Origin of the sequence: Halorubrum sp. Atlit-26R (assembly GCF_003666015.1) — an archaeon.
Classification (GTDB): Archaea; Halobacteriota; Halobacteria; order Halobacteriales; family Haloferacaceae; genus Halorubrum.
On the sequence record NZ_QPLT01000009.1, the window covers coordinates 106,964 to 132,053 of the forward strand.

Sequence of the window (25,090 nt, forward strand, 5' to 3'; positions counted from 1 at the left end):
TTGCGGTCATGCGTTAGTCCTCCCGTCCGACGAGCCAGACGACGATCAACACCACCGCGACGGTGCCGATCGCTCCGGTCTCACCGCCGAGCCCAATTCCGGCGCCGCCGCCCATGCCGACCGTCCCCCAGTTGACGGAGTTGATGAGGGAAGAGTCGCCGCCCGTCGAGGCGACGACACAGACCGAGTCGTAGCTCTCGCGGTCGGAGTCGTTGAGCGTCGCGTTCGCGGATTCGGTCGTGTTCTCGGCGACCGAGATCGTCGTCTCTTCGAGCACGGTACTGCTCCCGTCGCTCTCGTTGAGCCCAGTGAACGTCACGTTCACGTCGACCGGTCCGCTGCCGTTCATGTCGTCGACGCCGGTCACGTCGACGTAGACCGATTCAGTCGTGTTCGCGACGTCGACGGAATCGTTTGCGAGCTCGGTTGTACCGGTCTGTCCGGCGACCCCGCCGGCCGCGAAGGCGAGACCGAGCCCGGCGATCGCGACGATCGCGACGACGAGGGCCGCGCTTGTGTTGCGGTTCATCAGTCTCCCCCGTCACCGCGGATCGAGTCGACGACGTCGGGGACGTCGTAGAACCCGGCGTGATCAGCGAGCGTGACGACGCCGGCGACGGCGACCGCGCCGTAGACGATGGTCGCGGCAGTCGGCGAGCCGACCGCGGTCCCGAGCTCGGCGACGGCGTTGTAGTCGAAGAACTCCAGCAGCCCCCAGTTGATCGAGCCGATCGACGTGAGGATCCAGATCACTCCCGCGATCGTGTCTTCTCCGTCCCAGATGGAGCTCATAGCATCCACCCCAGGGCGAACTGCCCGGTCGTAACCGCGATCACGTACAGGAGGCCCCACAGATCGGAGCTCTGGAAGAAGCTGCCGACCGTGTCAGGGAGCGCGACGAACGCGACCGGAAGGACGAGCGTCCCCACGGCCGCGGCCATGTACCAGCCCTGTAGCCCCTGAATATCGTCCGAGAGGGATTGAAACTCGGTGTTGTCGTTGGTGATGATGACCCCGACGATCGACGCGTAGCCGAGAATCCACGCGGTCGAGAGGCCGATTCCGCCGAGCGTGAACTGGGTCGCGGTAAAGTCCACGTCGAACAGCTGGAACGATGCGATACCGACGAGCATGAACGCCGAGGCGAGCCCCGCCACTACGAGGGCGGCGTCGACGGCGTCGAATTCCATTTTCGCCATGCGAGCGGCCGGGCCACGGTGATCCCCATATACTCCCGCATTCAGTACGGTCTGTGCCCGTTCCGTGTCACTTTGAGGTACATTTAAGTGAACCACCGTGCCCGCGAGGGGCGATGGGATTCAAAAGTCTCGTCGACCGCGACGGCAGCGGAACCGTGACGATCGACAAACAGCACCTCGAACTCGACGGATTAGTCGCCGCCGACGGATCGATCAAGGAGGCCGACGCTCACACGCAGCGCGTCGGCGAGCGCGCGTACCTGGTGCGCTTCCCCGAGGACGGCGAAGTACCGACGCTGTTGGAACTCGTGGGGCGAGCGTGAAACCTCGCGGAAGGGGGCTCTCGACGCGAGCCCGTGGGGTCCGACGTAGATGTATTCACGATCCGCGATCTATGTACTTCGCTCGACGCGATCGGCGCGCAAGGTACATAGAAATCGGTCGGGTTGTGGGTGGCGGCCGCGGTGATCGTGGTCGATCTGGCGGTGCTACTTCAACACGGACCGATTCAGTTACTCCAGAACGACGGGATCGCGACCCCCGGACATACGATGTGGTATAAATGAGCCGTCGAACCAGCCTCAAGATCACCGACGAACGCGAGCGCCAGCTCGAAAAGGCGAGTGAGATCGTGGCGAGCGGTCCCGACGACGACCCGCCGATGAGCGTCGTGATCGACGCCGCCCTCGCACATCTGATTCAGTCAAAGGAGAATATCCGCGAGGCTCGCGATGAATTAGATCCGGCAACAATTCAGCAGTTCAATACAGATGTACTCGGATTGCGGTACAGAACAAGAATAGAAAGTCGTTGGAGATAGCTGTGGTCAGCCTATGAGAGGTCGGCAGTCCCCTCAAAGATCACGTTGCCACTCGGATCGTGAATGAGCTGGATCGTTGAATCTGAGCCGCCACTGAACGAACTGGAATTGTCAAACTTTACCGTTACCCCCGTTTGCCAATTATCTGAAGAAAGGTCTGGGGTAACTCCAGTACGCCGTTCTCCGTCAACGGATAAGACGAGATCGTCGATCGGAATTGCCTGACCACCAGTCTTTGTGATATTCACCGATGAATCGTTTGAGCTTTCGATATCGAAACTCGCCTGCGGCGCTGTATCTCCTAACTGGTCGCCGAGTCCGAGAACGAACGTCCCGATAACGGCCGCCAGGATGACGGTGATTGCGACCATGAGTATGACGCCGATGACGGGACTCACTGCCCTGTCGTCCGCGTTGGATTGGTTGCGTGGTTTCATAGTTTGAACCCAGCGGCCACCGCCGAACGAGGTCTCGGGGACTCGAGCGCCGTCGTCGACGCCGGAGATTCCCTCGTCCCGTTCAGATCGGTTGCTGGTCACTCGTAGGGAGGTAGGGCTTCCTTATGTACTTACTGGCATGAGTATCAGCGGAGAAAATTAGACGAATAGGTTCACATTCGCTGACGTATGTAGTTACATTATGGAACCCACGGCGCCCTCCCTCTCCCGGACTTACAGCGATCGCGTGTATCCGGATCCGTGGGAGAAAGTCCTCGACTATCGCCGCGTCCGCGAGTACGCCGCTGAACACCCGAACGCCGGCCGTGTCCGTGTTGGGCGAGCGCTTGATCTTCCCTCCGCACGCGTCCGCGGCTGGCTCAAAGACGCTGTGCCCGATCCGGTTCGGGGAATTAATGCCGCGATCGACCGTGGCTGGCTCGACCCGGACCCCGAGGGCGAGACGGCCGTCGCGCTCGTCGACCTGCTCGCGCACGTCCTCGCCGGGGGGAGCATCGCGGCCGAGAGTTACGCGCCTGCGGTGACGCCCGGGAAACGAGTGAGCGCCACGGAGGTCCGGGAAGCCTTCGAGCGCGTCGGTGTGGTGACGCGCACCCGTAACGCCGACACGCCCAACCGGGCGACCGAGATCGTCCCCACGTGCGACGGGACGGTTCTCGGTCGATGTCTCGTCGCAATGGGAGCACCAACGGGTGTGAAAACATCGCTCGATCACCTCCCGGCGGTCGTGTGGGACGTTCCTCAGTCGGTTCGTCGGTCGTTCGCACGGATCTACGTTCGACACCGCGGGCTGAGATACCCCGACAAGTCGACGACACAAGTACAGGTCGAACGTCCGAATTCGTTCATCACCGAACTTCGGGAGGTTCTGGACGACGTACTAGATGAGCGCGTTACCACGGCGGACGCCGGACTAACGATCTCGGCGGCTGCCGCTCGGGAGCTCGGTGTAGAGTAACGACGACACTCGCCTCACTCGCCTTCGAGGTCGCTGGCGTCGAGTTCGCCTGCGAGGTATGCGCGTCCCCGGTCTGTAATTCGGTAGTACCCTGAGTCGACCGGCTCGACGAGACCGGAATTTTCGAGCTTTCCGATCCGTCGAGAGACCCAGTTCCGAGTGTATTCGAGGTTCTTCGCGATTACGGCGGGCGTCAGGATGAGACCTGACTCGTCGAGTAGCTCAAGCACTCGGTCGTCGGTCTGATTCATCCAGTCCACCCGAGGGCGCATACCCTCGACTTATTTGGGTTCATATAACAGATACCGGTTCGGTTTGGTTCAATTGGCATTTAGTGTTTTCTACTACACGGTTTGATGGGTTAATGTTAAGTCGTTGGTGTCCTTCGGAGCGTACAACGGAAGCACTATCGCGGACCCGTCGCTCCTGATGGGTCCAATCATTCGCAAAAGCGGACCCCGCTGCTGGAGACAGCGGGTCCGCGTGGGCTTCCGTGAGATAGGCACGAAAGCCATGCTCGACCACTACGCGCCGGGATTTGAAATCCCCGATCGACCGAGGAACCGCAACACAATCGCCGGAGGCGACTACTTTCAGTTTCACCGCCCGCGTCTGGATCTTTTCTTTTTAACACCCGTTCATCGGTTGGAATCGATGCCTCCGAAAGAAGTTGTGCGGATCGAAGACCGGCAGGATAGGTGGCGGTTCGTGTGTCCCCGCGGCCACCGCTCGTGGGAACCGACAAATCACCACTTCTGGTGTCAGAAGTGTGCCGCGAGCGACGACTACGACGGTGTCTTTCAGACCCTCCGCGACCGTAAGACCGGCGCCGAGTTGACTCGTGATCGGGTGCGGCTCGTGACGCCGGTCGGCCCCTACGACCGAGATCTCGACGGCGAGGAGGGGTCCGCGTGAGCGACGAGAGCGGACACGCCCGCCGGATCGCCGAGCAGCTCGCGATGTACGACGACGAGGACGGCGAAGACGATGAGACCGAAGAGCCGGAGGAGTCCGATGAGTGACGAGCTCGAACCGATCCCGCCCGAGCGCGCCGTCGAGATGCACCTCGACCGGATGAAAGAGGATCGCGCCGAGTGGACCCGGACGACCCACCAGAGCGAGCTTCGGCCGTTCGTCGAGTGGTGCCGCGAAGAGGGTTCGATCGACAATCTGAACGAACTCTCCGGCCGGGACCTGTACGAATACCGGATCTGGCGCCGGGAGGGAGGGTACAGCAACAGCAAGGTCGACGAACTCGCGAAGAAGACGCTTCATTCGAACCTCTCGACGTTGCGGTCGTTCCTCAAGTTCTGCGGGGAGATCGAGGCGGTCCCGTCGGACCTGTACGAGAAGGTGCCGCTCGTGAAGCTCACCCGCGAGGACGAGGTTAGCGACTCGTACCTTCGACCGGAGCGAGCAGCGGACATCGTCGAGTACCTCTCTCGGTACGAGTACGCGAGCCGCGATCACGTCGTCTGGGCGTTGATTTGGCACACGGGCGCGCGTCTCGGCGCGGTCCGATCGCTCGATCTCCAGGATCTCGACTTGGAGGGAAACAAGCCCTCGATCGAGTTCGTTCACCGGCCAGAGACCGGAACTCCGCTCAAGAACGACGCTGCGAGTGAACGGGTCAACCGTATCAGCCGCCGCGTCGCCCAGATTCTACAGGACTACATCGACGGTCCGCGGACGGACGCCGTCGACGACCACGGCCGGAACCCGCTCGTGACAACCGACGCGGGTCGGATCGCGGCCGGGACTATCCGGAAGGCGTTCTACCGATGGACTCGGCCGTGTTTCATCGGCAAGGAGTGCCCGCACGACGAGGATCCGGACTCGTGTAAGTTCGCGACGTTCCGGCACGTGAGCGGGTGTCCGTCCGCTCGGTCGCCTCACGACGCCCGCAAGGCGCGGGTGACGAAGTACCGGAACGACGGCGTCCCTCGGGGCGTCGTTTCGGATCAGCTCAACGCGAGCGAGGACGTTCTCGACAAGCACTACGACCGCGCTTCGGAGCGCGAGAAGGCAGACCGCCGCTGGCGGATTATACAACAATGAGTGTCACACAAATTCAAGCCGATTACAGCGGGATAACTACGGGACTCAAGTCCCGTCGCGCCCGTTCCTTCGCTTCGCTCAGTCACGGGCGCGACTGGCTCCACGCTCGCTCACTGCGTTCGCTCGCGTGGATCCCGTCGCGCCGTATCGTTCTAATCGAGAGATAACAACAGAACAACCCAAAAAATCGCAACAGTACCGGCTACTCGTCTTCGAGCGCGTCGTAGACGTCTCGGTTCGAATTGCGGTCGTCCGCCGCGACCCGTCGAACCAACTCCTGCCGGATGTCCTCCATTACGTCGTCGAGCGGTGATGTCGTTTCTGCTCCCTCTTCGGTGGCCATACCTGTACGGACGCGTCGAACGCCGTTAATCGTTCGGGTCCGACGAGTCACCGGTCAACTCCGCTAGCCCGTACCGGATGAGTTCGTCTCGCCACGCTTCGATCTCACCGGCCAGATCGAGTGCTTCGGTGTGGGATCGGAGATACTCCGTGGTGTCCTCCTCATCGACGGCCGCTTCGTCGGTGCCGAACGCTTTCAGTATCGTCCTCACTTCGTCGTCGTACTCGAACCGATACCCGTTGAGGAAGTAGAAGACGACCGTCACGTTGAGCGCGGTACGTTTGTTCGCATCGACGAAGAGGTGATTAGCGACGAGGAGCCGCAGAAGATGATACGCCTTCTCGTGGATGGTTTCCGGCGCTGAGCCGAAGCTCCCCTCTTCGATGTAGTTCAGTGCGAACTCGATGTCGCCGCGGTTCCGAACGCCGGCGGGAGTATCGGGATACTCCGCGACGACGTCGTCGTGGATGGTGACGACGTCTTCGACGGACGGGTACCACAACGAGTCGGCCATTCGCTCTGGCGTCGGTGCTACACCAGTGTAGATTTTGTCATCGTCGGCTGAACGATGTCAGAAATCACCGTTTCGATGACGTCGAATTCGGCCGCCTCACGCCTCAAAGATCAAGCCGTTCGACAGTCGAAGTAGCGCCCGTAGCGTTCCAATCGCATGACAGCGGCGGGGTGACGGCTTCTTTCAGAGTGAGAGAGTTACGATTTTGAACGAAGGCGAGGTTCGTGTGTCGACTTTTTCCGGACCGCGACGGAACACTGCTCACACTCATGGACGTGACGGAGGGAACAGTTCGGGAGATCTGTACCGACGCGGTCTTCGAACGCGGCGAAAAATACCTTTCTGAGAACCGAATCCTCGATATTCATCGCGTTGATACGACTGTAACCGCCGTCGTGAGTGGTAGCCGTCAGTACGACGCGCGCGTCGATCTCGCGGCCGAGGGGTTCGATCCGTGGTGTGACTGCCCGTACGACGGGCCGGGGGCGTGTAAGCACGTCGTCGTCGTGTTACTTCGATGTGCGGACGAGTGCCCTCCCGACGAGGGTGACCGGCTTGACGCCGTACTCAGAACTGCCGACGCCGACGACCTCCGCGATTTCCTTCGAGAGGCGCTGGCGACCGACGTTGCCGTCCGCGAACGGTTCTTCGCCCGTTTCGGCGAGTCGCCGACGCGGTCGGTCGACGCCCTGCGCGCCGCGATCGATCGGGAGTTCGAGAAGACGAACCCCGACTACTTCGTCGTCTTCGAGCCGATCGACTTCTCCGAGTGGTTCGATCTCGCGAGCGAGTATCTCGATCAGAGACGGTACACGTCGGCGGCGGCAGTGTATCGCGCTCTCGTCGAATCGCTCGACGACAACATGGAGCGCGTCGACGGGGCGTACGACCACTTCTCGCAGGAGTTCACGCGAGCACTCGACGGGTACGTCGACTGCGTGACGGCAGGAGATATTGCCGCTGATGAGGCCGCCGATGCGGTCGCGTTCCTCGAGGGTCGGGCGACGTCGGGGACACCGTTTCTCAGTAAGCACTTCGAGCGCGCAGCGACGGAGTTGGAGGAAACGCTCACTGAGCGGCGAGAATAATTCTCCGCTATCTCGCGTTTCGCCGCGGTTCGGTCGCTCACTTTCTAACTGCGGCGACGGCGTCGTCGATCGTATAAAGGTGTACATCGTCACGCTCGACAGCGGCTTCGCGGACGCTATCCGTAAATCCGCTCCGGGAGAACAGCGCGTATTCGACGGTTCGCGCGCCACCGCCCGACGGCTGCCACCGGAGTTCCTCGACGTGCGTCTCCAGCGACGCCAGTGCGCTGTAGTCGAGTGGCGATTCTTGATACTTACACTCGCCGACGACGAGCGTGTCTTCGTCAGTGAGTCCGACGACGTCGATCTCGTGGTCCTGATACCACCACTGCCCGACGTCGACGATCGGTGTCTCGTCGTACAGGGTCCACAGGGCCTCACAACACAGTTGCTCGAAGGCGGGAGCGACGAAATCGGCCAGCTCCGGTTCGACGAGTCGTTCGTAGGCCTCGTCGCCGAACTGATCGTAGCGATCCGAACTCCCGTACAGGAACCGGAACCAGAACCGGAACAAGGGGTCACGCAGCCGATACTGACTTCGCTTGGATCGTTCGGGTTTCTCGGTCACCGGCACGTGCCGTTTGACGAGCCGAAGCCGAGAGAGCCGGTCCAGATACGTCGATAGCTGGTTGTAGTCGATACCGGTCACGCCGGCGATCTCGTTGCGGCCGGTCGCCCCGCCGGCGATCGCTTCGAGGATCGAGAAGTAGCGCGTCGGCTCCGTCAGTTCCATCCGGAGGACGTGCTCCGGCTCGTTGTGGAGCGAGCCGTGACGAGTCAGCACCGTCTGCTGGATGTTCTCGCCGAGCGACCGATCCGCGTCGAGTTCTTCGAGGTAATAGGGAACGCCTCCGAACACACTCCACGCACGCACGGCCTCGTCCGGCGTCGCATCGTCCGGTAGAAACTCCGTCGCGGCGTCGAACGAGAGTTCACGGATGTCGAGTGTGAGGGACGTTCGCCCGTATAGCGGGCTGTCTCCGAGCAGGGTCGCTTCCTCCATCATGCTGATCGACGACCCGACCAGCACGAACGTCGTCTCCGACTCGTCGAACTCGTGGTCGAACAACGCCTGTAACACCGACGGAAGACTCTCGTCCTGTTCGATCAGGTACGGAAACTCGTCGAGGACGACGATCGCGTTCTGGTCGGCCAGATACCTGAACAGCCGCTCCCAATCGGGACGAATATCTTCGATACCAGGAACCGTGTCAGCCGCGGCCTCGACGAACTGTTCCAGTTGGAGCTCCCGCGTCTTCTGTCGTGCCTGATAGAAGACCGCGTTCTCTCGTCCCTCAAGCGCCTTCTTGACGAGTCTCGTCTTTCCCAGCCGTCGTCGCCCGTACACTACAGCGAGATCCGCGTTCTCCGAGTCAAACAGGTCGTGAAGCCGATCTAACTCCTCCGAGCGGTTCACGAAGTCTGTCATGGCGCTGAGTTAGTGGGTCTAAAATAAAAATATTCTGAATAATCATAATCTGGAATATCATATTTGGAGATCTCATCGACTGAGGATTTCACCAGAGCAAAATCAGCATCGCTCCGACACCGACTGTACACTGTGACAAGCTGACTGAAATTCTCATCTTTCGACTCTCGCGACCGCGACTCCCCGGGCTCCGGCCCCCGTCACCGAGCGACCTCGCCCGAGGGACACAAACCACTTGACCGGGGGGTCCGTCGCTCCGCCCATGAGCACACCGGCATCTGAGCCGTCCGGCCTCGAATTCGGCGTCCTCGGCACCGCGGGGATCGCCCGGAAAGCGGTGATCCCGGCGATCGCCGCCAGCGATCACACCGTCGGCGCGGTGGCGTCCCGGGACGCCGCCCGCGCGGAGCGGTTCGCCGCCGAGAATTCGATCCCCCGAAGCTACGGCTCCTACGAGGCGCTCCTCGACGACGACGCGCTCGACGCGGTGTACGTCCCGCTCCCGAACGGGAGCCACGCCGAGTGGACGAAACGCGCCGCCGACGCCGGGCTCCACGTCCTCTGCGAGAAGCCGCTGGCCGCCGACGCCGCCGAGGCGCGCGACGTGGTCGCCCACTGCGACGAGCGGGGCGTCACGCTGATGGAGGCGTTCATGTACCGGTATCACCCCCGCACCGAGCGCGCCGTCGCGCTCGCGGCGACCGAGCTCGACGACGTCCGCACGGTGACGGCCACCTTCCGCTTCCCGCTGTACGACCGCCCGAACGACGTGCGGCTCGACCCCGACCTCGCGGGCGGGTCGCTGATGGACGTGGGCTGTTACCCCGTCTCGCTCGCCCGGACGATTCTCGGGGAACCGGACCGCGCCTACGCCCACGCCGGCGACACCCGAGACGCCGGGGTCGACACGGAACTCGCGGGCGTGTTGGCGTACGACGACGGCCGCTCGGCGCGGGTCGCCTCCGGCTTCGACACGCAACTGGTCCAGCGCTATCGCGTCGATGCGACGAACGGCTGGATCGAGGTCGAGCGCGCGTTCGACGCCCCGACCGACGAGCCCGTCGAGTTAGAGTACGAGATCGACGGCCGCCACGGCGTCGAGACGTTCCCCGCCGTCGACCAGTACCGGCTTCAGGTCGAACACTTCGCCGAGCGCGTCGCCGACGGGACCGCCCCCCTGACCGACGGCGAGGAGGCGGTCGCGAACATGGAGGTAATCGACGCGCTCGCCGCAAGCGCCGCCGAGGGCGGCCCCGTCGAGCTCTGAACGCGGCCACGGCTCCGAACCGCCGACCCCCGTCAGGCGCCGGTTCCGATCGCCGCCGCCCGGCTCACCGGTCGATCCCGCCCTCGCCGTCGATGACGTCGCGGACCTCCGCCCGGGTCGTCACCGCGAGGTCGCCGTCGGTGGTGCGTTTCAGCGCCGCGGTCGCCGCCGCCCAGCGGAGCGCCGCGGGGAGGTCGCCGCCGCGCAGCCGCTCCGCGACGTAGCCGGCGACGAACGCGTCGCCGGTGCCGATCGCGTCGAACGTCTCCGCCTCGTACACGTCCTGTTCGTACACCGAGCCGTCGTGGAGCGCGACCGCGCCCTCCAGCCCGCGGGTGACGACGACCGTGTCGAAGCCGAACTCCGTGGCGAGGCCGTGCGCGATCTCGACGGCGCTCCCCTCTCGGTCGAGCACCTCGCGGGCGTCCCGCCGCGGGACGAACAGGGTGTCGACGTGCTCGAACAGGTCCTCGTAGGCCGCCCGCGCGGTCTCCGGGTCCCAGAGCTTCGCCCGGTAGTTCAGGTCGAACGAGCGCGTGGTCCCGGCCTCGCCGGCGGTCCGCAACAGCGCGGTCGTCGTCGCCGCGGTCGCCTCCGAGAGCGCGGGCGTGATCCCGGTCGTGTGGAACCACTCCGCCTCGGCGACCGCTTCCGTCGGGAGCTCCGCGGGCTCGACGGTCGTGATCGCCGCGTCGGCGCGGTCGTAGATCACGTTCGTCCCCCGCGGCTCGCCGCCGTGTTCGAGGTAGTAGGTCCCCACGCGGCTCTCGTCGGGGTCCGCCCACGCGACGCCCGGGCGAACGCCGTGGCTCCGAAGCTCGGTCACGATCCGGCGGCCGAGCGGCGAGTCGGGGAGCTTCGAGAGCCAGCGGGCGTCGGCGCCGAGCCGCGCGGCCCCGACCGCGACGTTGCTCTCCGCGCCGCCGGCCTGGACCGTCAGGTCGCGCGTCGTCTCCAGCCGCTCGCCGCGCGGCGGCGACAGCCGGAGCATCGTCTCGCCGAACGTGACGAGGTCGGTCATCGGCGCCACCCCGCGCCGCAGGTCTCGAACGGGTTCATACCCGGTGCTACGCTCGGCCGATTATAAGAACGGGTGATCGCCGCCGACCGCGGGAGAGGCCCTCCCGGGCATCTCCCTCGCGGCGCCCGCCTCTCCGCGCCGCGGCGACCGTCTACTCCGCGTCCTCTCGCGCCCGGTAGTCCGGGAGCACGTCGTCTTGCATCACCGCGCCGCGGCCGCCGTCGACGAGCAGCGCGGCCCCGGTCACGAACGCGGCGTCCTCGCTCGCGAGGAATGAGACGGCGCCGGCGACGTCCGCCGGCGTCCCGATCCGCCCGGTCGGGTGGATCGACTCGACCTCCTCCAGCCGTCCCTCGGGGAGCTCCTCGCGGGTGCGCTCGACCTCCACCCAGCCGGGGACGACCGTGTTCACCCGGACGCGGGGACCGAAGTCGACCGCGAGCGACCGCGTCATCCCGTTGATCCCCGCCTTCACGGCGTTGTACGGGAAGTGCGCCGGCATCGTCGCGTACGCGTGGTTCGACGAGACGTTGACGATCGCGCCGCGGTCCATGTGTTCGAGCGCGGCCCGCGCGGCGAGCCAGTACGCCCGGAAGTCCGTCTCGACGACGAACGCCCAGTCGTCGAGCGTCGCGTCGTCGGCGGCCGTCTCCGTCTGGACGCCCGCGTTGTTCACGAGCACGTCGACCGAGCCGTACCGCTCGGCGGCCGCCTCCGCCAGCGCGGCCACGTCGTCCGGGTCGCGCATGTCGGCGCGGACGAACGTCGCGTCTCCTTCCGCACTCCCCGACGCGATCCGCTCGGCGACGGCCTCCCCCACCCCCTCGGAGCGCCCGCTGACCACGACGTTCGCCCCCTCGGCGGCGAGCCGCTCCGCGATCCCGGCGCCGATCCCGCGCGTCGACCCGGTGACGATCGCGGTCTCGCCGGCGAACCGTCCGGGGACCGACCCCTCGGTCGGCGACTCCGGACGGCGGGTCATCGCTCACCCCGCGGTCGCCGCGATTGGACCGTCATCGCGATCACCACTCCGCGACCGACCCGTCGTCGTGGCGCCAGACCGGGTTGTGCCAGTCGACGTCCTCCTCGGACTGCTCGCGGACGTGTTCCTCGTCTATCTCGATCCCGAGCCCGTCGCCGTCGGGAACCTCGACGAACCCGTCCCGATACTCGAACACCGACGGGTCGGCGAGGTAGTCCAACACGTCGCTCGTCTCGTTGTAGTGGATGTCGAGCGACTGCTCCTGGATCAGCGCGTTCGGCGTGCAGGCGTCGACCTGGATACACGAGGCGAGCGCGATCGGCCCGAGCGGACAGTGCGGCGCGACCGACACGTCGTACGCCTCCGCCATCGACGCGATCTTCTTCAGCTCCGTGATCCCGCCGGCGTGGGAGACGTCCGGCTGGATCAGGTCCACCGCGTCCGCCTTTAACACCTCCTTGAAGTCCCACCGCGAGTACATCCGCTCGCCGGTCGCGATCGGGATCGTCGTCGACGCCCGGATCGCCGGCAGCGCGTCGTTGTTCTCGGGCAACACCGGCTCCTCGATGAACATCGGGTCGTACGGCTCCAGCGCCGAGGCGAGCCGGCGGGCCATCGGCTTCGCAACCCGGCCGTGGAAGTCGACGCCGATGTCCACCTCGTCGCCGACCGCCTCCCGCACGGCCGCGATCCGCTCGGCCGCGGCGTCGACCGCGGCCGGCGAGTCGATCGACTCTAACTCCGGGGTGGCGTTCATCTTCAGCGCGGAGAAGCCCGCGTCGACCTTCTCGCGCGCGGCCTCGCCCACGTCCGCCGGGCGGTCGCCGCCGATCCACTGGTAGACGCGGACCCGGTCGCGCGCGCGGCCGCCGAGCAGCTCGTGAACTGGCGCGCCGAACTGCTTCCCCTTGAGGTCCCACAGCGCCTGATCGATGCCGGCGATGGCGCTCATCAGCACGGGGCCGCCGCGGTAGAAGCCGCCGCGGTACATCGCCTGCCAGTGGTCTTCGATCCGCGTCGGGTCCTCGCCGAGCAGGTAGTTGTCGAGCAGCTCCTCGACCGCCGCGGCGACCGTCTTGGCGCGGCCCTCCACGACGGGCTCCCCCCAGCCGACCCTCCCGTCGCTCGTCGTGAGTTTCAGGAACAGCCAGCGGGGCGGCACTTCGAACAGCTCGTAGTCGGTGATGTACATGGTGAGTTTGGGTAACTCCGAACCGGTCCGTCGGTCGCGGGACCCGCACGCCGCCGGTCGCCGCGGGTCGCGCGCCGTCTGTCGCCGTCCGTCGTCGCCCGCGTCCGACGCGGACCGGTCCGTCGCCACGGTCGTACTTACCCGTCGGTCTCTTAAATAGCGGGTGTGTGCGGTCGCACCGCGGGCGTCCCCACACGGCCGCGACACACCTCGATTTAAGCCCCCGCGACGAGCAGGACCACGCATGCGAACCGACCGACTCGACCGGATCACGGACGGCGGCGTGATCGCGATCCTCCGCGGCGCGGCGCGAGACGACGCCGTGGCGGTCGCGGACGCCGTCGTCGGCGCCGGCGTGACGGCGCTGGAGGTGACGGCGGACACGCCGAACGCGATGGCCTCCGTCGAGGCGATAGCCGAGCGCACCGACGACGCCGTCGTCGGCGCCGGCACCGTCCTCGACGCCGAGACCGCGCGCGCGGCGCAGCTCGCCGGCGCCGAGTTCCTCGTCACGCCGACGGTGAACCGCGACGTGATCCGGACGGCGAACCGCTACGGGACCCCGGTCGTCGTCGGCGCGTACACGCCGACCGAGGCGATCGAGGCCTACGAGGCCGGCGCCGACGCGGTGAAGGTGTTCCCCGCGAAGACCGGCGGCCCGGACCACGTCGCGGCGATCGGCGGCCCGCTCCCGCAGGTCCCGCTCGTGCCGACCGGCGGCGTCGGCGCCGAAAACGCGGGCGAGTACGTCCGGGCGGGCGCGGTCGCGGTCGGCGTCGGCAGTTCGATCGTCGACGGCGAGGCGGTCACCGACGGCGACTTCGACGCGATCCGGGAAAACGCGCGCGCCGTCGTCGAGGCCGTCGCTGCGGCTCGGGAGTGACCGCTCACCGCTCCGATCCGGCGTCGCCGCCGAACCCGAGGCCCGCTACCGCGCGGGAGACCGGGCCTCGTCGGCGGCGTCGGCGGAGGGGGCCCGAACCGCGTCCCACCCGCTGATACAGGCCTCACACAGGTAGTACGCGAAGCCGTCGACGTCCCGGTGCGCGAGCGGAGCGTCGACGCCGCACTTTTCGCAGTTCATGGCCGGCCACTACGCCAAGACGGATATATGTCTTCTGCTCGCAGTCGGATCTGTGATAATTCGTTAGGAAACCGACGGAACGGAGATCCCGCTCGGGTCCTTCCGACCGCGGCCGCTACCGCAGCGCGTCGAGCTCGAACTCGAAGGCGGCGACCGGCACCTCCAGGTCGTGTTCGACGAGCACCGCGGGGTGGAGCTCGCCGATCACGCCGACGCGCTCGCCGTCGATCTCGACGTCGGCGGCGCGCCCCTCGATGAACGAGGGGTGTTCGGTCCGCGGGGTCGCCAGCTCGGCGCCGAAGTCGTCACAGAGCGCCTGGAGGCGCCCCTTCGCGGCCTCGTAGGAGGCGTCGCGGCGGGCGACCGCGCCGGCGACGCGGCGGGACTCGGCGACGTTCGCCTCCTCGGCGTCGTCGCGCTCGGCGACGAAGCCGACCTCGGCGACGTCCTGCGGGTAGGCGTTGTGGGTGTTCCGCTCCAACAGCATGACGAGCGACGGGAGCGCCCAGGTGCGGAGCTGGGTGTACTCCTCGCTGTACGGCTCCGTGATCTCGACGGGGTCGCCGCCGCCGAAGACGCCGGCGCTCGCGTTCGCCGTCTCCCCGTCGGCGATCGCCGCGCCCCCGGTCCCGGGCTCGACGTTCATCCGGTCGTAGTTCTCCGTCCCGCTCGTCATGTGGAAGTTCAGCAGGTCCTCGAAGCCGAGGCCGACGAGGCTCGTCCGGACCGCGTCCTCCAAGCGCGAGCGCTCGTGGCGTCCCCCCACCGTCCCCACGTCGGGGTAGCGCGGCTCTAAGTTGTCGAAGCCGTACGCGCGCCCCACGTCGTCGACGAGGTCGAGCGGGTGGAGCACGTCGACGCGGTACGGCGGAATCGACACCTCGTAGGTCACGTCCTCGTCGAGGGTGTAGGAGGCGTCGAGGCCGGCGCGCTCGAAGCAGTCGACGACCTCCTCGGGCTCGAAGTCGACGCCAAGCAGCGTCTCGATCCGGTCGTGCGAGACGCTCTTCTCGTCGACGTCGAGGTTCGGCCGGACGAGCTCGGCCCCGTACTCGCCCGGGTGCGTCGCGCCGTCGGCGTAGTTCACCTCGACCGCCTCGATCGTCGCGCCGCGGGCGGACAGCGCGTAACAGATGATATTGCACATCCGGTCGATCGTCCACTGGTCGGTGCCGGTGAGCTCGACGAGCAGCTCGCGAGAGCCGGTCGTCACCTCGGTGCGCTTCCCGTTGATCACCGGCGGGAACGAGAAGAGGCCGAGCTCGTCGTAGATCGCCGGGTAGCGGTCCAGCCCTTCGACGAGGTCCGCGTAGGTCGTCCCCGTGTCGTGCTCGTCGAGGACCTCGTTCGGGGTCAGCTCGTCGTTCGCGTCGAGCGGGACGAAGGTATCCCCGTCGGGGTTGACGCCGCGGTAGGTGATCGACGGCTCCGCGCCCTCCTGGAGCGGCGCGCCCTTCACCATCGCGAGGTCGTGGATCCCGATCGCGCCCTTCGCGCGGCCGCGGCCCATCGTCGCGTGGAGCTTCTCCTGGAGCTGTATCAGCGACTCTAAGGCCGCCTCGTCGAGATCGACGCCGCGGACGACGGCGCCGGTGACGAACGGCCGCTCGTCGGGCACCGACTCGTCCACCTCGATCGTCCACTCGGGGTCGTTCGTGTTCGGCACGTAGACGCCGCGGGCGTCGCCGTAGTGGTAGCGCAGCGAGCGCGCGACCCCCTCGACGCTCAGCCGGTCGAGCCGGTCGGGCGCGAACTCGAACTGGAACATCCCGTCGTCGGTCTCGCCCTCGAACTCTAAGCCGAGCCCGAACAGGTCGTCTTTCAGCTCCTCGTCGTCCTTCTCCTCGTGGCCGGTGAGCTCGCGCAGCTCGTCGGGGTCGATGTCGACGACGGGCATCAGTAGCTCACCTCCGCGTTCCGCAGGAAGTCGATGTCGGCCAAGGTCCCGTGGAGGTCGCGGATGTCCTCTGCCCCGGTCGTGAGCATCGCCAGCCGTTCGAGGGCGAGCCCCCACGCCATCACGTCGCAGTCGACGCCGAGCGGGCCGGTGACCTCCTCGCGGAAGACGCCGGAGTTGCCGATCTCGATCTCCTCGCCCGTCTCCGGGTGCTCGCCGAACAGCTCGAAGGAGGGCTCCGTGTAGGGGTTGTAGTGCGGCTTGAACCGGATGTCCGTGATGCCGAACTGTCGGTAGAACTCCTCGAAGGTGCCCATCAGGTCGCGCACCGAGAGGTCCTCGGCCATCACCCACCCCTCGATCTGGAAGAACTCCAAGAGGTGCGTCGGGTCGAGCGTGTCGTTGCGGTACACCTTCTCGACCGAGAAGTAGCGCTGGGGCGGCCCCAGCTCCGCGCCCGCGATCCCCGAGAGGTAGCGCATCGACAGCGAGGTGGTGTGACCGCGGAGCGCGACCTCGCGGGCGAAGTCGGCCGACCACGGCGAGTGGTAGCCGTCGCCGTCGACCCCCCACCCGTCGCGGTGGGCCGCCTCCACGCGGGCCATCAGCTCGTCCGGGATTCCCTCCATCGGGTCCACGTCGAGCGCGAACCGGTCCCAGTGGGTCCGCGCCGGGTGGTCCTGGGGCATGAACAGGCAGTCGTTGATCCAGAAGTCGGCGTCCGCGTGCGGGCCCTCCATCTCCTGGAACCCCATCCCGACCAGCACGTCCTTGACGCGGTCGGCGGTCCGACGGAGGACGTGCTTCCGGCCGCCGCGGGCCGTCTCCGCGTCGGCCTCGACGTTGTACTCGGCGAACTCCGCGTCGCGCCACTCGCCGCTGGCGAGGAGCTCGGGCGTGAGCGCCCCGACCGTCTCGGTCGCCTCCACGCCGGTCATCAGCGCGTCGACGCCGTCGTCGGTGAGCCGGACCGTCCGCGTGACCGACTCGCCGACCGCCACCAGCCCGCGCGAGTCCAACTGGTCGATCACCGCCTCGTCGACGTCGAGGGCGTCCGCGTCGAGGCCCGCTCCGCCGGCGTCGGCGAGCGCGGCGAGCGCCGTCGCCTCGGGGTCAGTGTCCGGGTCGGCGTCCGGGTCGACCGAGAGCTCGCCGCCGTCGACGCTCCCGAAGCCCTTCCGCGCGAAGTTCGCGAGCGCGATGTCGACCTCGGGGCCATCCAGGCCGGCCTCGCCGATGACCGCGCCCATCGAGACCGGTTCGGCGTCGGCGCCCGCGTCGAGCCCGGCCCGGTAGAGCCGCGTCTCGGGGAGCCCGGCCTCGACGTAGGTCCGTCCCTCGTCGGTGAGTTCGAGCGTCTCGTCGGTCGCGGACCCGACCTCGACGAGCCCCTCGTCGGCGAGGTCAAACGCCGCGCCGGCGACCGTTTCCGGCTTCAGATCGGTCTCCGCGGCTATCTCCGCCACCGTTCGTTCGTCCGTCGCGCTCGCGGCCTCGAGGACCGCGAGCTGTCGTTCCGGGAGTCGCATTCGAGTTATCCCTACACTCGGGCGGCTGGTTGGTAACGGTTCCGGGACCGGACTGACTCGAAAGAGAATCATTTCTGATAAATTGAACGATCGAGTTATATACCGTATCCGAGTAGAGGAGCTATGAGCAGCGCAACGGCCGGATCGAACGATTCCGGCTCGGTTCCGGAGACGGCCCGCGTCTGTCACGGCGGCGACGGTCCCGCACCCAGCCTCGCGGTCGTCGAGGCGATCGCCGAACTCGTCGACGTCGACCCCGTCGACCTGTCCGAGGAGGGCGTCGTGCTGTACGAACACGTCGACCCCGACGCGCTGAACGCGCTCGTCTCGGGGCGGTCCGACGCCGACGTCGACGTCTCGCTCACGGTGGCGGGCTACGACGTCCGCGTCGGCCCCGACTCCGCGGTTGCTCGCCGAGTGCGGGACTGAGACGCAGTCGACGGCGCGGACCCGTTTTCCGCCGCTACTCTCCGTCTGCCGCCCGCTCGCGGAGCCGCGCGATCCGATCGCCGAGCGGCGGCTGGACCTCGAACCACGTCGACCAGTCGCCGGTCTCCGGCTCGACCCCGCGGCGCTCCGCGACGCGCTCGAACGCGTCGGCGACGCGGTCCGCGCCGACCGCGTCCGCGGCGCGGGCGTCCGCCGCGTACTGGACCCGGCGGCCGGCCCAGAAGGAGGCGATCCCTACGGCGATGACGGCGGCGAAGCCGGACTCGAACGGGACGAGCGTCGTGACGACCGCCGCCAGCGTCGCCAGCACGGCGCCGACCGCGACGGCGCGGAACTCGGCGTAGTACGCCGCGACTCGCCCGGCCTCCGCGGCGAGCAGCCCGACCGCGACGTCCTCGTCGAGGTCGGTCAACACGTCCGCCGTGAGGAACAGCACCCGGCGCCGGGGCGGCCCGCGGACGGCGACCTCGGCGGGGCCGGCCGCCGACCCTCCCCCGTTGCTCGCGCCGTCGCCGCTCCCCGCCTCGTCGACGGACTCGATCGCGACCCGGTCGAGTTCGAGTCCGGCGGGGTCCGTCAGCGCCGCGATCTGCGCGCGCTCGGCGTCCGTCGGCTCCCGTAAATCCCGGTAGCGGTCGGCCGCGTACAGCGGTCCCACCGAGACCGCGAGCGCGGAGATGACCCCGACGCCGACGACGAACGCGACTCCGATCATCGCTCTCGCCGACGGGACGACCGGAGTAAAAAGGCGCGGTGTCGCGACGCGTTCCCGGTTTTTCCGTCTCGCGCATCTCACCCGTCCCGCCCTCTTCACGCCGGAACGCGCCGCGCGAGCGCCCTGACCGCCGCCGCGGCCTCGCTGTCGGGCGCGGCGCTCACGATCGGTCGCTCCGTCGCGACGGACCGACCGACGCGCGGGTCGGCCGGGACCACCTCGACGGGCGCGCCGAGCGCGTCGCCGATCGGTTCGACCGGCGGCGGCTCGGTCACGCGGTTGACCGCGCAGCCGACCAGACCGGCGTCGAGCTCGCGGGCGAGCTCCCGGGTGCGGATCGCGTCCGCCAGCGCGAACGCCCGGGGCGAGACGACGAGGAGGCAGGCGTCCGCGACCGCGAGCGGTACGCCGGCGTCGGCGCGGCGTCCCGCGGGACAGTCGAGGACGACGGTCCCGAACTCGCGCTCGACCGCGGCGACCGCCCCCTTCAGCCGCGTCAGGTCGGCCGCCCGCGCGCCGGCCAGCGTCCGCCCGCACGGGACGACGTCGACCGGCCCCGACCGAACCGTCTCTATCGGGTCCGCCGCGCCGGCGAGCACGTCGTGGAGGTCGGGTCCGCGGCCGTCCGGTAGGTCCGCCATCCCGAGATCGGCGTCGACGACGACGCCGTCGAGTTCGGCGGCGACGTTGTACGCGAGCGTCGTCTTCCCGACGCCGCCCTTCCCGCCCGCGACCGCGAGGATCACGCTAACGCCTCCAGCGCCTCGGTCGGGACCTCGCTCTCCTCGGCGCGCTCTGCCAGCGCCGCGGCGCGGTCGCGGACCGCCTTCAGGCGCTCGGCGTCGGCGGCGACGCGCTCATCGAGTCCCTCCACCGCGTCGAGGCCGCCGGCCTCCTCGACGACCGCCGTCGCCGTCGCCAGGTCGGCGTCGGCCAGCCGCTCCGCCCGCTCCATCCGCGCCTCGACGGCCGCGAACCACGCGTCGATGTCGTCGGGCGCCGCCGCGCTCGGCGGCAAGTCGGGAACCGTCGATCGGTCCGCGTCGCCGTCCTCCTCGCCGTCGACCGTTCCCCCGTCCACGCCGTCCTCCTCGCCGTCGACCGTTCCCACGTCACCGCCCGCCTCGTTGACGGCATCGCCGGCGTCCTCTCCGGCGACCGCGCGCCGCGGGGGGCGATGCGATTCGAGGTCCCGGACTGCGGCCCGCGCGAGGTCGGACTCGCTCTCGGCCGCCGTACGACCGTCGTCTGCGTTCTCCCTCACGGGCTCGACGCTTGCGATTTCGACCGGCGGGTCGACGGGGTCGGCGAGCGCCGCGAACCCGAACGCCGCGCGGTCGCCCGGATCGATCACCGCGGTCACGCCTCTAGTGTCCCATCCGGATTCGGGGACGCCGCCGCGCCGAGGCGGGAGAACCGGGCCGTCTAGCCGGCTTTCGATCCGGACGCGCCGCGGGACCGCTCCGTCGTTGCGCACCCGGACGCCGACGAGCGACGCGTCACCCTCGCGGTCGACGGACCAGTCGAGTTCCATGCGCCGGGTGCCGCGGAATCGCATTTAAGTGTCCGGGTCGGACCCCACGCGGACCTCCGCGGTCCGGAGCAGCGACCTCGCGCCCCGCTCGGATGCCGCGACCCTCCGGGCCGCGTCGCCGCGCAGTTCGACAACCCCGTCGAGCGCCGCGACCCTGACCGCCGCGAGCGACGCCGCGACCGGATCCCCGTCGTAGTCGTCCGGCGCCGCGCCGGCCGCCCTCGGGTCGCCGCCCGGGACGACCCCCAGCGCGCGGCGGAACGACGGATAGACCGCCTCGGCGAGTTCGCGGCGGGCGGTCCGCAGCCGGTTTCGGAGCCGGTCGCGGAGCCGCAGCCGTCGTCGCCGCTCGTCCCGGTTCCGGGCCGCCTCGGCCCGCGCGCGTTCGAGCGCCTGCTCGGCGGCGATGGCCTCCGTCTGCGCGGCCGACAGCTCCGCGGCCGCTTCCTCCAGGTCGCCGAGCGTCTCGTCAGCCTCGGCGTCGACCGCGCGGCGCGCTCGGGCGTCGCCGCGCAGCGCCGCGACACGCTCTTTCAGCCGCTCGGTCTCTCCGGTCGTCTCGGCGACCCGCCGCCGCGCCGCCGTCAGGTCCACCGGCTCGATCTCGATCGCCGCGAGCTCCGCCTCGATCTCGTCGATCTCGGGCGCGACCGACGCGGTCCGTCCCCGCGAGCGCGCGGCCGCCGCGAGCTGTCGCCGGAGTCCCGCCTCGGTGGGGAGTCGCCCGAGAACCGCGCTCGGTTCCGGACGCTCCTCAACGCCGACGGAGCCGTCCGCCTCGCTGTCATCGTCGGAATCCGGCGGGACCGACATCGCCCCGGTCACAGTTCCCGGTCGCGCATGGCGTCCGGGTCCGGATGCTCCGTCCCCGCCGCGAAGGCGGTGTACGGCGTCGACTCCGCGGACCGGTCCGCGTAGGCCGCGGCGGCCTTCCGGACCGGCTCGTCGACGGCGACGAACTCGTTGAACGGTTCGGTGCGCTCTATCTGGACGTCTCCGCCGTGTGACTCCCGCAGCCGGAGCGCGAGGAAGGCGGCGTACACCGTCTCGTCGAACAGCGCGGCGCGGCCGAACCGCCGGGCGACGACCGACTCGTGGCGACGACACAGGTTCCGGAGGCCGGTTCGGGCGGCCGCCGAGTACGTCACGACCAGCAGCACGCCCGCCGGTGGTCGGTTTTGAAATTTATCCGTTCCGGACCGGAACGTTTCAACCGCCTTCAGCGACGGCGGGTCGGTTCGCCCTTCGTCGGCCCGCTGTCGGCGGTTGGAACCGCCCGCCGTCGGACGTTAGAACCGCTCGACGTCGAACTCGGGATCGGCGTCACCCTCCGGGTCCCCCTCGTCGAGGCCACAGGCCGTGAGGACGCGCTCGCGGGCGGCCGGTTCCGAGGGCGCGACGACGACGGTGTCGTCGACCGGGTCGTCGCCGACCGCGCGGAACACGTCACCGTCGCCGTCGAACTCGGTCGCGTACGTCCGGAGTACGGCCGCCACGCGCCGCTCGGTGGCCGCGAGGTCGGCGTCGCCGTTCTCGAACTCGCGGAGCGCGTCCTCGACGTTCCGTATCGCGGAGATGCGGTCCATATTAGTTGAAATTGGTACCAATCGTTATATTCTCTGATACCGAATTCAAGCGTGTTGCCATGCCCGAACGTAAGCAAGTCAATGTCAAAATCGCTCCGGAAGCGAAAGAACGGTGGCAAGAATATGCTGATGAATCGCTTGAAGTGAATAGCATGTCCGATCTTGTTCGTCTCTCCGTTGAAAAAGAGATACAAGGAGATACGGGAGAATCTGGTTCCGAATCCAACTCAGAACACCTAGAGAGTATCAGTAGGACTCTCAACGATATCCAGAACAATATCGGGCAATTAGAGAACCGTCTTTCACGTATTGAAACCTCAACACAAGAAGATCCCGAAATAAACAAGCTAGCAAACGATATCTTCCAATATCTCCCGGACAAAGAACCCGGAACGGATGCGTGGCAAATTGAACGGAACGACAAGAATGATGAATTGGAGGCTATTGAAGAGGGTCATATTGACCGTGGAGATTCGGAAGAAGCGCGTAAAAGGCTCTATGGGTGGGAAGGCACCACAGAGTCCTTTGCTGATATCTTTGAAGTGACTGAGCTAGATGCACGGAAAGCCCTAGAAAAGCTTGTGAGCGACATGTCCGGCAGAGTCCGGGTAACAGAGCATGAGGGCAAGGAACGCTATTGGAGGGACGTGTAAATGAGTATTCAGAGCTTCATTGAACAGGAACTAGAACGGGGGAGCTTGGCAGATTCGACAGTCGCTAAGAGAAAGGGTGACTTGGAAGATTATCTATCTTGGTGCGAAAAACACGACATTGAGCCTGTTAATGCTGGATATGAAGAGATAAACGAATATCTGAACGAAATAAGAGAGAACGGATATAGTGACGCCACTATTTCTAATAGATATTACTCTCTGAAAAAATACTATGACTATATCACCGAACAGGATGAGTCTCCTTTTAATAGCGATAGACTGAAAAACGCGAATTACACCGGAGATTCCTCAGGATCGCATGAAGAGAGGAAGAGGCGAGAGGATAAACAGGATATCAAATATATCTCTGAAAGCGAAAAGGATCAACTCAAAAAGCACGTCCCCGATCCCAAGCTCCGGAACGAATTGCTCATCGAGTTAATGTGGCAAACGGGAATTCGGCAATCCGAAGCGTCCCTGATTGAGCTAAACGACATTGACAGGGAGGAACGCAAGATCGATATATTCGCTCCGAAAACGGGAGATTGGAGAGAGGTGTTCTTTCAACCCTCGCTGGATATCCTACTAGAACAGTATATCAACCGTGGATACCGGAATAGGTTCACGTCGGCGGATCAATCCAGTTACCTGTTCGTCTCACGGAAATCCGAAAAAATAGCTCCGGGCAATATCAATAAAATCGTTAGAAGATCGGCAGAGAACGCCGGGATCCAAGAGGTAGTTGGGAACGACGTTAACGGAGAACCCCGATATAGAATCACGTCTCATACAATCAGGCATGGACATGCTGTGCATTCTCTTAAATCAGGGATTGATATTGCTTTCATCAAGAAGCACTTGGGTCACTCAGATATCTCCACGACTCAGCAATATCTTGATTTGATTGACACCGATGTTAAGAAGGAATATCAGGATTCGTTTCCTGCCTGATTGTCTTTCTAGTCCCGCAATCCGGGATAGCCTCATTAATGTCGATGTGCGTCCCCACTTTCTATTTCACCCAAAAATCGCCATACGGCGAAGGAATTAGAGATATATCCTTACTTAGTTACTAGAAAGATAGCCTACAAGAATGATGCCTTGTTTCTTTATAGTAGTATTTCTTTTCAATAATGTTATTATGTTGATGAGGATAACACAAGATAGGGAGATTAGCTCCAAGTCGGTCGAAGGTGGATCGTATTGATTCGGAGGTGGGATAGGAGGGAGACGATCACTCTTGAGCTACAATCAGACTCTTTTCTCATTCAGAGCTTCGGTGATAGGCTCAAATCTATTCTGAGTGTACTGTATGCCCATATACTGTAATCTGTGAGCTTTGATTTGCCTCCAAGTGGTTTGGGTCGTATCTCATGGAAAAACGCTTAGGAGGCACAGAGCTTGGGTCTTAGAGAGTAGACGGATCGCTAAGGAAGGAAGAGAGTTATAGAATAGCAGAGTGTGAGATTATTATTTCATATTCTATTGTTCCTTTTGATATTCTATTAACTTTCTCAAAGTTTTAGGAAAGTTTCTGTAATACTTGTCATAAATTTGGGGATTGTATTACTTTGAGCTATTTGTTTAGCTATTTGGAGCAATAATCCGGATGTCTATTTGCTTAGAATTAGGTGGTAAATCTATACGTATCCACCTGAGAACACCGTTTGCGGATTTTGAGGTAACGATAGAACTTTGAAAATGGGTCGTTGGCTTTCCCATATGTCAAACAGGTATATTCAGTTAATCAAGGATCAAAGTCTAAGAGTCAAAGCCCTTTTAGCGGCTATTGGTATCCTCTTGATTTCTACTGGATATCTTCAACCGCTACTTTTCCCTAATAGTCGGTGGATCGGGTTTGGATTCACGTTTGTAGGCTTAACTATGGACATCGGAATCATGTTCGTTCTGTACCTTGAGATTGGGGAGATAAGAGACGAGATTATTGAAATCAGAAATCAATTAGAAGAGACTAGATGGGAAGCTGAAGAGGCAAAAGATATGGCTGAGGATTTAGACCATATGATGTAATTGAGAATATACTAGATAATACAATATAGAAATACTCATCCTCTAAACTGCTAGGGGTTTTAACTTTAGAATCTCCAAATATGTTCAATATAAATGAAAACTCTTAAATATTAATAGTTCTAATTAACTAATAGAATATGTGTGAAAATAACTCTAAGTGGATTGAGGATAAAACCACAGTAACCCTTGAACGGGGATTAGTGGAACATATGCAGCAGAATATGGACTGGGGAGAGTCGTATAACGATTATTTACAGAGCGAATTAGGTTTTGAGGATTGAT

The 25,090-nt window shown here is 64.9% G+C and carries 33 protein-coding genes; 13 read left to right on the forward strand and 20 right to left on the reverse strand.

The genetic code is table 11. The features are described 5' to 3' along the window. Nucleotides 1-13: 13 nt before the first annotated feature. From DVK07_RS11535 to DVK07_RS11545, 3 genes are read right to left on the reverse strand one after another with little or no spacing between them, the layout of a single operon-like run. Nucleotides 14-529, reverse strand: coding sequence for a hypothetical protein (locus DVK07_RS11535; RefSeq protein ID WP_121597200.1), 516 nt, complete (start codon nt 527-529; stop codon nt 14-16). Next, a complete protein-coding gene (locus DVK07_RS11540) occupies nt 529-792 on the reverse strand; it encodes a DUF378 domain-containing protein (protein ID WP_121597201.1) in 264 nt (87 codons plus the stop codon). The genes DVK07_RS11535 and DVK07_RS11540 overlap by 1 nt, the downstream gene beginning before the upstream one ends. Next, nucleotides 789-1,199, reverse strand: coding sequence for a hypothetical protein (locus DVK07_RS11545; protein ID WP_192961279.1), 411 nt, complete (start codon nt 1,197-1,199; stop codon nt 789-791). Before DVK07_RS11545 ends, DVK07_RS11540 begins: the two co-directional genes overlap by 4 nt. A gap of 113 nt (nt 1,200-1,312) precedes the next feature. Between DVK07_RS11545 and DVK07_RS11550 the strand changes: the two genes are divergently transcribed. Continuing rightward, nucleotides 1,313-1,522 carry a hypothetical protein gene (locus DVK07_RS11550; RefSeq protein WP_007345570.1) on the forward strand — a complete coding sequence of 70 codons (210 nt, stop codon included), beginning with the start codon at nt 1,313-1,315 and terminating at the stop codon, nt 1,520-1,522. Nucleotides 1,523-1,761: 239 nt separating this feature from the next. Next, nucleotides 1,762-2,019, forward strand: a complete 258-nt coding sequence (locus DVK07_RS11555; RefSeq protein WP_080506889.1) for a hypothetical protein — start codon at nt 1,762-1,764, stop codon at nt 2,017-2,019. A gap of 11 nt (nt 2,020-2,030) precedes the next feature. Here DVK07_RS11555 and DVK07_RS11560 read toward each other — a convergent pair whose 3' ends face one another. Continuing rightward, entirely contained in the window at nt 2,031-2,456 is a 426-nt protein-coding gene (locus DVK07_RS11560) for a type IV pilin (protein ID WP_199719479.1), read from the reverse strand. A 202-nt stretch (nt 2,457-2,658) separates the two neighbouring features. Between DVK07_RS11560 and DVK07_RS11565 the strand changes: the two genes are divergently transcribed. After that, nucleotides 2,659-3,435, forward strand: a complete 777-nt coding sequence (locus tag DVK07_RS11565; RefSeq protein ID WP_121597202.1) for a hypothetical protein — start codon at nt 2,659-2,661, stop codon at nt 3,433-3,435. 14 nt (nt 3,436-3,449) lie between these two features. On the opposite strand, the gene DVK07_RS11570 is transcribed toward DVK07_RS11565, so the two are convergent. Beyond that, nucleotides 3,450-3,707: a winged helix-turn-helix transcriptional regulator gene (locus tag DVK07_RS11570; protein ID WP_049902462.1), complete on the reverse strand. Its 258-nt coding sequence runs from the start codon at nt 3,705-3,707 to the stop codon at nt 3,450-3,452. Nucleotides 3,708-4,089: 382 nt separating this feature from the next. On the opposite strand from DVK07_RS11570, the gene DVK07_RS11575 reads away from it, so the two are divergent. Together DVK07_RS11575 and DVK07_RS11580 are read left to right on the forward strand one after the other, a co-directional pair. Next, the gene (locus DVK07_RS11575) at nt 4,090-4,350 is read left to right on the forward strand and encodes a hypothetical protein (RefSeq protein ID WP_094519959.1); all 261 of its coding nucleotides are present in this window, start codon (nt 4,090-4,092) and stop codon (nt 4,348-4,350) included. Between the two features lie 99 nt (nt 4,351-4,449). Further along, on the forward strand, nt 4,450-5,493 hold the full coding sequence (locus tag DVK07_RS11580; RefSeq protein WP_121597203.1) for a site-specific integrase: 1,044 nt from the start codon (nt 4,450-4,452) through the stop codon (nt 5,491-5,493). A gap of 202 nt (nt 5,494-5,695) precedes the next feature. Here DVK07_RS11580 and DVK07_RS23315 read toward each other — a convergent pair whose 3' ends face one another. Both DVK07_RS23315 and DVK07_RS11585 read right to left on the reverse strand, forming a co-directional pair. Further along, nucleotides 5,696-5,836 (reverse strand): hypothetical protein, encoded by a 141-nt coding sequence (locus tag DVK07_RS23315; RefSeq protein ID WP_199719475.1) that lies wholly within the window; start codon nt 5,834-5,836, stop codon nt 5,696-5,698. 25 nt (nt 5,837-5,861) lie between these two features. Then, entirely contained in the window at nt 5,862-6,350 is a 489-nt protein-coding gene (locus tag DVK07_RS11585; RefSeq protein WP_121597204.1) for a type II toxin-antitoxin system death-on-curing family toxin, read from the reverse strand. Between the two features lie 269 nt (nt 6,351-6,619). Here DVK07_RS11585 and DVK07_RS11590 point away from each other — a divergent pair, with 269 nt between their 5' ends. Further along, nucleotides 6,620-7,438 carry an SWIM zinc finger domain-containing protein gene (locus DVK07_RS11590; RefSeq protein WP_121597205.1) on the forward strand — a complete coding sequence of 273 codons (819 nt, stop codon included), beginning with the start codon at nt 6,620-6,622 and terminating at the stop codon, nt 7,436-7,438. Between the two features lie 37 nt (nt 7,439-7,475). Here DVK07_RS11590 and DVK07_RS11595 read toward each other — a convergent pair whose 3' ends face one another. After that, a complete protein-coding gene (locus DVK07_RS11595; RefSeq protein WP_121597206.1) occupies nt 7,476-8,867 on the reverse strand; it encodes an ATP-binding protein in 1,392 nt (463 codons plus the stop codon). Between the two features lie 262 nt (nt 8,868-9,129). On the opposite strand from DVK07_RS11595, the gene DVK07_RS11600 reads away from it, so the two are divergent. Then, nucleotides 9,130-10,134, forward strand: a complete 1,005-nt coding sequence (locus DVK07_RS11600; RefSeq protein ID WP_121597207.1) for a Gfo/Idh/MocA family protein — start codon at nt 9,130-9,132, stop codon at nt 10,132-10,134. Between the two features lie 64 nt (nt 10,135-10,198). Here DVK07_RS11600 and kdgK1 read toward each other — a convergent pair whose 3' ends face one another. The 3 genes from kdgK1 to dgoD all read right to left on the reverse strand — a co-directional run bounded on the left by kdgK1 (nt 10,199) and on the right by dgoD (nt 13,329). Beyond that, entirely contained in the window at nt 10,199-11,155 is a 957-nt protein-coding gene (gene kdgK1, locus DVK07_RS11605; protein WP_121597251.1) for a bifunctional 2-dehydro-3-deoxygluconokinase/2-dehydro-3-deoxygalactonokinase, read from the reverse strand. A gap of 151 nt (nt 11,156-11,306) precedes the next feature. Beyond that, entirely contained in the window at nt 11,307-12,137 is an 831-nt protein-coding gene (locus DVK07_RS11610; protein ID WP_121597208.1) for an SDR family NAD(P)-dependent oxidoreductase, read from the reverse strand. A 40-nt stretch (nt 12,138-12,177) separates the two neighbouring features. Beyond that, nucleotides 12,178-13,329, reverse strand: a complete 1,152-nt coding sequence (dgoD, locus tag DVK07_RS11615) for a galactonate dehydratase (RefSeq protein WP_121597252.1) — start codon at nt 13,327-13,329, stop codon at nt 12,178-12,180. A 244-nt stretch (nt 13,330-13,573) separates the two neighbouring features. Here dgoD and DVK07_RS11620 point away from each other — a divergent pair, with 244 nt between their 5' ends. Further along, nucleotides 13,574-14,212, forward strand: coding sequence for a bifunctional 4-hydroxy-2-oxoglutarate aldolase/2-dehydro-3-deoxy-phosphogluconate aldolase (locus DVK07_RS11620; protein ID WP_121597209.1), 639 nt, complete (start codon nt 13,574-13,576; stop codon nt 14,210-14,212). A gap of 45 nt (nt 14,213-14,257) precedes the next feature. Here the strand turns inward: DVK07_RS11620 and DVK07_RS22650 are convergent, their stop codons facing one another. The 3 genes from DVK07_RS22650 to DVK07_RS11630 form a co-directional block, all read right to left on the reverse strand. Continuing rightward, the gene (locus DVK07_RS22650; protein ID WP_158603147.1) at nt 14,258-14,413 is read right to left on the reverse strand and encodes a hypothetical protein; all 156 of its coding nucleotides are present in this window, start codon (nt 14,411-14,413) and stop codon (nt 14,258-14,260) included. Nucleotides 14,414-14,528: 115 nt separating this feature from the next. Then, nucleotides 14,529-16,310, reverse strand: a complete 1,782-nt coding sequence (gene pheT, locus DVK07_RS11625) for a phenylalanine--tRNA ligase subunit beta (RefSeq protein WP_121597210.1) — start codon at nt 16,308-16,310, stop codon at nt 14,529-14,531. After that, entirely contained in the window at nt 16,310-17,839 is a 1,530-nt protein-coding gene (locus DVK07_RS11630) for a phenylalanine--tRNA ligase subunit alpha (RefSeq protein WP_121597211.1), read from the reverse strand. The genes pheT and DVK07_RS11630 overlap by 1 nt, the downstream gene beginning before the upstream one ends. A gap of 123 nt (nt 17,840-17,962) precedes the next feature. On the opposite strand from DVK07_RS11630, the gene DVK07_RS11635 reads away from it, so the two are divergent. Beyond that, a complete protein-coding gene (locus tag DVK07_RS11635; protein WP_121597212.1) occupies nt 17,963-18,268 on the forward strand; it encodes a HalOD1 output domain-containing protein in 306 nt (101 codons plus the stop codon). Nucleotides 18,269-18,302: 34 nt separating this feature from the next. Here the strand turns inward: DVK07_RS11635 and DVK07_RS11640 are convergent, their stop codons facing one another. The 6 genes from DVK07_RS11640 to DVK07_RS11665 all read right to left on the reverse strand — a co-directional run bounded on the left by DVK07_RS11640 (nt 18,303) and on the right by DVK07_RS11665 (nt 22,124). Then, nucleotides 18,303-19,004, reverse strand: coding sequence for a peptidase (locus DVK07_RS11640; RefSeq protein ID WP_121597213.1), 702 nt, complete (start codon nt 19,002-19,004; stop codon nt 18,303-18,305). 95 nt (nt 19,005-19,099) lie between these two features. Continuing rightward, on the reverse strand, nt 19,100-19,750 hold the full coding sequence (locus tag DVK07_RS11645; RefSeq protein ID WP_121597214.1) for a chromosome partitioning protein ParA: 651 nt from the start codon (nt 19,748-19,750) through the stop codon (nt 19,100-19,102). Beyond that, nucleotides 19,747-20,538: a hypothetical protein gene (locus tag DVK07_RS11650; RefSeq protein ID WP_121597215.1), complete on the reverse strand. Its 792-nt coding sequence runs from the start codon at nt 20,536-20,538 to the stop codon at nt 19,747-19,749. Before DVK07_RS11650 ends, DVK07_RS11645 begins: the two co-directional genes overlap by 4 nt. Nucleotides 20,539-20,562: 24 nt before the next feature. Then, entirely contained in the window at nt 20,563-21,363 is an 801-nt protein-coding gene (locus DVK07_RS11655) for a hypothetical protein (protein WP_394338881.1), read from the reverse strand. After that, a complete protein-coding gene (locus DVK07_RS11660; RefSeq protein WP_017343686.1) occupies nt 21,360-21,698 on the reverse strand; it encodes a hypothetical protein in 339 nt (112 codons plus the stop codon). The genes DVK07_RS11655 and DVK07_RS11660 overlap by 4 nt, the downstream gene beginning before the upstream one ends. A 129-nt stretch (nt 21,699-21,827) precedes the next feature. Continuing rightward, nucleotides 21,828-22,124: a hypothetical protein gene (locus tag DVK07_RS11665; protein WP_121597217.1), complete on the reverse strand. Its 297-nt coding sequence runs from the start codon at nt 22,122-22,124 to the stop codon at nt 21,828-21,830. A 59-nt stretch (nt 22,125-22,183) separates the two neighbouring features. On the opposite strand from DVK07_RS11665, the gene DVK07_RS22175 reads away from it, so the two are divergent. The 4 genes from DVK07_RS22175 (at nt 22,184) to DVK07_RS22660 (ending at nt 25,089) form a co-directional block, all read left to right on the forward strand. Beyond that, nucleotides 22,184-22,777: a hypothetical protein gene (locus DVK07_RS22175; RefSeq protein ID WP_147441147.1), complete on the forward strand. Its 594-nt coding sequence runs from the start codon at nt 22,184-22,186 to the stop codon at nt 22,775-22,777. After that, on the forward strand, nt 22,778-23,728 hold the full coding sequence (locus DVK07_RS11670) for a tyrosine-type recombinase/integrase (protein WP_121597218.1): 951 nt from the start codon (nt 22,778-22,780) through the stop codon (nt 23,726-23,728). Nucleotides 23,729-24,676: 948 nt separating this feature from the next. Next, the gene (locus DVK07_RS24205; protein WP_255410479.1) at nt 24,677-24,808 is read left to right on the forward strand and encodes a hypothetical protein; all 132 of its coding nucleotides are present in this window, start codon (nt 24,677-24,679) and stop codon (nt 24,806-24,808) included. A gap of 137 nt (nt 24,809-24,945) precedes the next feature. Next, nucleotides 24,946-25,089 carry a hypothetical protein gene (locus DVK07_RS22660; RefSeq protein WP_158603149.1) on the forward strand — a complete coding sequence of 48 codons (144 nt, stop codon included), beginning with the start codon at nt 24,946-24,948 and terminating at the stop codon, nt 25,087-25,089. Nucleotide 25,090 lies beyond the last annotated feature (1 nt).